Origin of the sequence: Paracoccus sp. (in: a-proteobacteria), assembly GCF_046462195.1 — a bacterium.
In the GTDB taxonomy this organism is placed as follows: domain Bacteria; phylum Pseudomonadota; class Alphaproteobacteria; order Rhodobacterales; family Rhodobacteraceae; genus Paracoccus.
Genome location: NZ_JBKGUN010000016.1, coordinates 1 through 6,747 on the forward strand (window position 1 = coordinate 1; position 6,747 = coordinate 6,747).

Below are 6,747 nucleotides of genomic sequence, written 5' to 3' on the forward strand. Positions count from 1 at the left end.
CGAGGACTTCGACCCAGACGGGCCGCAGACACCACTCCCCGGCGATGAAGACGAGGAGGACGGGCAATGACCTCCTGGCGCGATGTGCTGCGGATCCATCCGGCGGCCGACCTTTTCCCGATGATGTCACCCGAGGAGCTTCGCGGCCTTGGGGAGGACATCAAGGCAAACGGCTTGCGGGTGCCTGTCGTCGCGGCGGCAATGGGGCCGCCGCCCCTATCCTTTGCATGTGCCCCGGGGCTGGACCTCACGTCGCAGATGGACGGGGGATACAGGAAAACGGCCAGTTTGGGAAGTGGGGGTGTCCTTGTGCCGCTGCACGCGGAAAAAACCGGGCCGCCGAAGGGCGACCCGGTTCTGACAGCGCCAAGGGCAGGCCGTCAGCGGCGACGGTCGCGGCGCGAACTCATCGGTTGGAACGCGACTCCCACATGGGCCTCGCAATAGGGTTTGCCGGCCACCGAAGGCAGGCCGCAGAACCAGAACTTGTCCGTTGCAGGGTCCCCGATGGGCCATTTGCAGGTCCGCTCGGTCAGTTCCATCAGCGTCAGCTTGCGGGCACGCTTTTCCACCTCGCGCACCGAGGCCAGTGCTTCGGGGCTGATCTCGTTGGCCGAGGGCTGCGGCGGCAGCGGCTGGCCGGCGGGCACGATCGGGCGGCGCGGCACGGGCGTGAAGGCAGGTTGCGTGGCCGGTTCGGCCTCGGCGACGTCTTCCTGAGGCTCCGGCTCGGGGCGCGCAACCGGTGCGGGGGCCGGCTTGGGCGCTTTCCTTTCAGCAACGGGCTCGGGTGCGGGGGCCGCGGGCGGCGCTGCGGCGGGCTGCGGCGCGGCCTCCACCTCGTCGTTTCGGTTCGACAGGCCCAAGCGGTGAACCTTGCCGATCACGGCGTTGCGGGTCACCCCGCCCAGTTCCTTGGCGATGGCGCTGGCCGACTGACCCTCGGACCACATCCGCTTGAGCGTCTCGACACGTTCATCCGTCCAGGACATGACTGCCTTTCCGGGCGGGTCTGACCAGCCGCCCCATCTTGAAACCTGCGATTGACCCCGTCACATACGGGATGCCGAGATTTAGCCGCCGATGCGCAGAAATTCAAGGACCGCAAGATGACCTCCCGGATGATCCCCCAGAACCCCGTCATGGGCGTCCGCCGTTTCGGCCGCGTCAACTGGCTTGGCCTTCGCACCCTGGCACGGCGAGAGGTCATGCGCTTCATGGCGGTCTGGCAGCAGACGATCTTTGCGCCCCTGATGACGGCAAGCCTCTTCGTGCTGGTTTTCGCCCTGGCCCTAGGGCAGGGGCGGGGCGAGGTGATGGGGCTGCCATATCTGGTTTTCCTCGGGCCGGGCATTCTGATGATGACGGTAATCCAGAACGCCTTCGCGAACACGTCAAGCTCGATCACTGCGGCCAAGGTGCAAGGAAACATCGTGGACACGCTGATGCCGCCCCTGTCTGCAGGGGAACTGCTGGCGGGGTATCTGACCGGATCGGTGGTGCGGGCGGGGCTTGTGGCCCTTGTCATCGGGACGGGAATGGTGCTGGTGACCGGGCGAGGGATTGCGCATCCGCTTTGGGCGCTGTGCTTTGTCCTGCTGGCCGCGCTTCTGCTGGGCGGGCTGGGGATCCTGGCGGGGATCCTGGCGCAAAAGTTCGACCAGATGGCCGCCATCACCAATTTCGTGATCACGCCGCTGTCGTTCCTGTCCGGCACGTTCTATTCGGTTCAGGCGTTGCCGCAGCCTTTCAACACCCTGTCGCACTGGAACCCGATCTTTTACCTGATCGACGGGGCACGCTATGGCGTGACCGGGGTCAGCGATGCGCCGCCGGCGCGAGGGCTGGTGATCTGCATCGCGGTGGTGTCGCTGGTGCTGTTCATTGCCTGGCGCTGGTTGCGCACCGGTTACCGGATGAAGCCCTGAGCCGTGGCAGGCGCCGTTCCGGGCGAAAACGGCTGAGGGCAGTTTTCCTGTTGCCCTGACAGCCTGCGCTTTTCCAGCTTGCGTCGCGGGACAAAGCTGCGCATCCTTTGCGCCATGACACAACGACGCTCCACCTGCACCCGACGCTGATGCTGCCCTGCATGGGTTTGCGTCCCGTCTTTCCTGCGTCCGTTCCGTCCCTTTCCCCGATCTTCGCTGCCGGAGCCCTGCCATGATCTCGCACGTCCTGCCGACCTATAACCGCGCGCCCTTGTCCTTTGACCGCGGCGAGGGCGCTTGGGCCATCACTGCCGATGGGACCCGATATCTGGATCTGGGGTCCGGGATCGCGGTCAACGTGCTGGGACATGCCAATCCGGATCTGGTCGCGGCCCTGACCGAGCAGGCGGGGCGCATCTGGCACGTGTCGAACCTGTACCAGATCCCGCAGCAGGAAAGGCTGGCGGGACTGCTGGTGGACCGGACTTTTGCCGACACGGTCTTTTTCACCAACTCGGGCACCGAAGCGGCCGAACTGGCCATCAAGATGGTGCGCAAGTACTGGGATCACGCGGGCGACCCGCAGCGGATCGAGATCCTGACATTCGAGGGGGCGTTCCATGGTCGCTCGACCGGGGCCATCGCGGCCTCGGGCGCCGAGAAGATGGTCAAGGGATTCGGGCCGCTGATGCCCGGCTTTCGAACGCTGCCCTGGGGTGACATCGGCGCACTGGAGGCTGCCATCACCGACCGCACTGCGGCTGTCATGATCGAGCCTGTCCAGGGTGAAGGGGGCATCCGTCCCCTGCCTGACGCGGATCTGCGGCAGATTCGCGAGATGTGCGACAAGATCGGCGCTCTGCTGGTCCTGGACGAGGTGCAGTGCGGGATGGGCCGGACTGGGCGACTGTTCGCCCATGAATATGCAGGAATCACTCCGGACGTGATAATGGTGGCCAAGGGCATTGGCGGCGGCTTTCCCTTGGGCGCCGTTCTGGCGACCGAGGCTGCGGCAGCGGGCATGGTGGCGGGAACGCATGGGTCGACCTATGGCGGTAATCCTTTGGCTTGTGCCGTTGGCGCCCGGGTCATGGAAATTGTCGCTGACGCGGCCTTTCTGGCGGAGGTCAACCGCAAGGGCGCCCTTTTCCGGCAAAAGCTGGAAGGCCTGGTCGCGGCACATCCCGACGTGTTCGAGGCTGTGCGGGGGCAAGGGCTGATGCTGGGGCTGAAATGCCGTGTTGCACCGGCCGAACTGGTCAAGGCGGGGTATGCCCAGCACATCCTGACCGTTCCTGCAGGCGACAACACCCTCCGCCTGTTGCCGCCCTTGAACATCGAAGATGCCGAGATTGCCGAGGCTGTCGAGCGGCTTGACCGGGCCGCGGCCCAGTTCGATGCCTGACTGCACGTTCCGGCCCATGACCCGGGCGGATCTGCCGATGCTGGCCGAATGGCTGACCTCGGCAGAGGTGTCCGCTTGGTGGAAGGGGCCGGAGCACCAGCTGGATCTGCTGATCCAGGACCTTGACGATCCCGCCATGACGCAGCTGATCGTGATCATGGATGATATGCCAGTGGCCTATGCCCAGCATCATGATGCGCATCAGTGGCACGCCCCGCATCTTGCGGATCTTCCTGAGGGTGCAATCGCGCTGGATGTGTTCTCCGCCCCTACAGGCTTTGGGAAGGGAAGCCGCTGGCTGCAGGCCCTCGGGGATCTGCTGCTGCATCATGCCGGCACCCTGGCAGTGGACTCTGCGCCCCAGAACCTGCGTGCCATCCGTGCATACCGGAAGGCGGGTTTTTTCGGCGATCAGGTGCGCCTGGACACTGACGGCCATCCGGCCCGTGTCATGACGCGCCTGCGATGACGGCATCTTGCATGTTGAAGAACCTTGGGGAGGTCGCGCCGTGCGCGGTGGGGGCTGCGCGCCCTTGACCCCGCCGGGGCAAACGGGCTTGCTTGCGAAAATCGCCGAAAGACAGACTGATGACCCATTTCCTGGATATCCATACCACTGACCGCGCCGCCTTGCGGTCGATCATCGACATGGCCCGTGACATGAAGATCGCGCGTAATGGCCGCCCGAAGGGCACCCCCGATGACGACCAGCCTCTGGCCGGGCGCATGGTGGCCCTGATCTTCGAAAAGCCCTCGACCCGCACGCGCGTCAGCTTCGATGTCGGCGTGCGCCAGATGGGCGGCCAGACCATGATCCTTTCAGGATCGGAGATGCAACTGGGCCATGGCGAGACGATCGCGGACACCGCGCGTGTCCTGTCGCGTTACGTGGACCTGATCATGATTCGCACCTTCGAGGAGGCGACCCTTCTGGAGATGGCCGAGCATGCCACGGTGCCGGTCATCAACGGGCTAACGAACCGGACGCATCCTTGCCAGATCATGGCCGATGTCATGACATTTGAGGAACATCGCGGCCCGATCGGCGACAGGAAGGTCGTGTGGTCCGGTGACGGCAACAACGTCTTTGCCAGCTTTGCCCACGCTGCGGGACAGTTCGGCTTTGACCTGACCTTTACCGGCCCTCCCCCTCTGGACCCTGAGCGCGAATGCCTTGACTACGCCGCCGGGATGGGACGACCTATCACGATCGAGCGGGATCCGAACAAGGCCGTGGCTGGCGCGGACCTGATCGTCACCGATACCTGGGTCAGCATGCATGATCCACAATCTGCCAAGGAGCGTCGGCATAACCAGCTGCGCGGATATCAGGTCAATGCTCTCCTGATGGCCCGGGCCAAGCCGGACGCGCTGTTCATGCACTGCCTGCCTGCCCATCGCGACGATGAAGTGACCAGTGAAGTGATGGACGGCCCGCATTCGGTGATCTTCGACGAGGCGGAGAACCGGCTCCATGCGCAGAAGGCGATCATGCGGCACTGTCTAGGTCTCTGACCAAAGGGCTGCATGAAAAAGGCCGCGCCGGAGCGCGGCCTTTTGTTGTTCGAAGGCAGGTTCAGCCGATGGCGGCGGCGCGAACTTCGTCGTCGATCTCGTCGAGGTACTGCGCAAAGTTGTCGGAGAACATCTGCACCAGCTTGCGCGCCTGTGCGTCATAGGCGGCAGGATCGGTCCAAGTCTGGCGCGGGTCAAGCAGGCGGTCCTCGACGCCCGGCACGCTGACTGGAACCTCGAAGCCGAAGTTCTGGTCCTTGCGGAACTCTACGTCGTTCAAGCTGCCATCCAGGGCTGCGGCCAGCAGGGCGCGGGTCGCGGCGATCGGCATGCGCTTGCCCGTCCCGAAGGCGCCGCCCGTCCAGCCGGTGTTGACCAGCCAGCAGGATGCGCCGTGCTGCGCGATCTTGTCCTGCAGCAGTTTGCCATAAACCTCGGGACGGCGCGGCATGAAGGGCGCCCCGAAACAGGTCGAGAACGTCGGGGTGGGTTCGGAGACGCCGACTTCGGTGCCCGGCGTCTTGGAGGTGAAGCCCGACAGGAAGTGGTACATCGCCTGCGCCGGTGTCAGCCGCGCGATCGGCGGCAGGACGCCATAAGCATCGCAGGTCAGCATGATGACGTTTTTGGGATGCCCGCCGAGGCTGGTGGCGGAAGCATTCGAGATCGCTTCCAAAGGATAGGCACAGCGCATGTTGTCGGTGATCGAATTGTCTTCGAAGTCGAGTTCCAGGCTGTCCTTGTCGAAAACCATGTTCTCGATCACGGTCCCGAAGCGTGACGTGGTGGCGTGGATCTCGGGCTCGGCCTTGGCTGAAAGGTTGATCGTCTTGGCGTAGCAGCCGCCTTCGAAGTTGAAGATGCCCGTGTCGGACCAACCGTGTTCATCGTCGCCGATGAGGACACGAGACGGATCGGCCGACAGCGTCGTCTTGCCGGTACCGGACAGGCCGAAGAAGACCGCGCTGTCATCGGGATTGCCCGGTGCATGGTTGGCGCTGCAGTGCATCGGCATGATGCCCTTTTCGGGCAGCAGATAGTTCAGGAGCGTGAAGACGGATTTCTTGTTTTCGCCGGCATAGGCGGTGTTGGCGATCAGGATCAGCTTCTTGTCGAAGTTCATGGCGATCACGGTTTCCGACCGGCAACCATGCCGTGCGGGATCAGCCTTAAAGCCGGGGCAGTTGATGATCGTGAATTCGGGCACAAATGCCTCCAGTTCCTGCGCCTCGGGGCGGCGCAGAAGGTGGCGAATGAACAGGCCGTGCCAAGCCAGTTCAGTCACCACGCGGACATCAAGGCGATTGTTCGCGTCCGCGCCACCGAACAAGTCCTGCACGAAGTAGTCACGGCCCTTCATATGTGCCAGCATGTCGGCATGCAGAAGGTCGAATGCTTCGGGCGCCATAGGTTTGTTGTTGTCCCACCAGATCGAATCCTCGACCCCGGGGGTGCGGACGACGAACTTGTCCTTGGGTGAACGCCCCGTATGTGCGCCGGTCGAAACAAGAAAGGTTCCGCCCAGACCCAACTGGCCTTCGCCGCGGGATACGGCCTCGGTCATCAGTGCGGGCTCAAGCAGGTTGTAATGGACCTGACCCAGCCCCTCGATGCCCTGATCTTCAAGTCGGCAGTTGGGGTTTACACGCGTGGTCATGGTCCATGGCTCCGTGGCTGTTTTCGCAATTGCGGTCCCGTTCACCGCTTGGTCCGGCTATAACATGGGCAAACCAAGGCGAAACAAGGCAGCGCAAACAGTTAGCGTAAACATCAAATGTTATCGCCAACATAGCGATCAAGCTGTCATATTTCAGCAAGAGCCCTCCTGTTTCGGGGTCCTCGTTCGGAAAAGGTGATTCGGATGCAACTGCATGCCACAACAGTCGCGATTGAAGAAAA

The 6,747-nt window shown here is 63.5% G+C and carries 6 protein-coding genes; 4 read left to right on the forward strand and 2 right to left on the reverse strand.

The window, feature by feature from the left end; translation table 11 throughout:
* Positions 1 to 380: 380 nt before the first annotated feature.
* The gene (locus tag ACLHHB_RS01145; protein ID WP_410216442.1) at positions 381 to 992 is read right to left on the reverse strand and encodes a GcrA family cell cycle regulator; all 612 of its coding nucleotides are present in this window, start codon (positions 990 to 992) and stop codon (positions 381 to 383) included.
* Positions 993 to 1,109: 117 nt separating this feature from the next.
* Between ACLHHB_RS01145 and ACLHHB_RS01150 the strand changes: the two genes are divergently transcribed.
* From ACLHHB_RS01150 to argF, 4 genes are all read left to right on the forward strand, one after another.
* Positions 1,110 to 1,928 (forward strand): ABC transporter permease, encoded by an 819-nt coding sequence (locus ACLHHB_RS01150; RefSeq protein WP_410216443.1) that lies wholly within the window; start codon positions 1,110 to 1,112, stop codon positions 1,926 to 1,928.
* 232 nt (positions 1,929 to 2,160) lie between these two features.
* Positions 2,161 to 3,333, forward strand: a complete 1,173-nt coding sequence (locus ACLHHB_RS01155; RefSeq protein ID WP_410216444.1) for an aspartate aminotransferase family protein — start codon at positions 2,161 to 2,163, stop codon at positions 3,331 to 3,333.
* A 16-nt stretch (positions 3,334 to 3,349) separates the two neighbouring features.
* On the forward strand, positions 3,350 to 3,802 hold the full coding sequence (locus tag ACLHHB_RS01160) for a GNAT family N-acetyltransferase (protein WP_410216445.1): 453 nt from the start codon (positions 3,350 to 3,352) through the stop codon (positions 3,800 to 3,802).
* 119 nt (positions 3,803 to 3,921) lie between these two features.
* The gene (gene argF, locus ACLHHB_RS01165; RefSeq protein ID WP_410216446.1) at positions 3,922 to 4,848 is read left to right on the forward strand and encodes an ornithine carbamoyltransferase; all 927 of its coding nucleotides are present in this window, start codon (positions 3,922 to 3,924) and stop codon (positions 4,846 to 4,848) included.
* A gap of 61 nt (positions 4,849 to 4,909) precedes the next feature.
* Here the strand turns inward: argF and ACLHHB_RS01170 are convergent, their stop codons facing one another.
* Positions 4,910 to 6,505 carry a phosphoenolpyruvate carboxykinase gene (locus tag ACLHHB_RS01170; protein ID WP_410216447.1) on the reverse strand — a complete coding sequence of 532 codons (1,596 nt, stop codon included), beginning with the start codon at positions 6,503 to 6,505 and terminating at the stop codon, positions 4,910 to 4,912.
* Positions 6,506 to 6,747 lie beyond the last annotated feature (242 nt).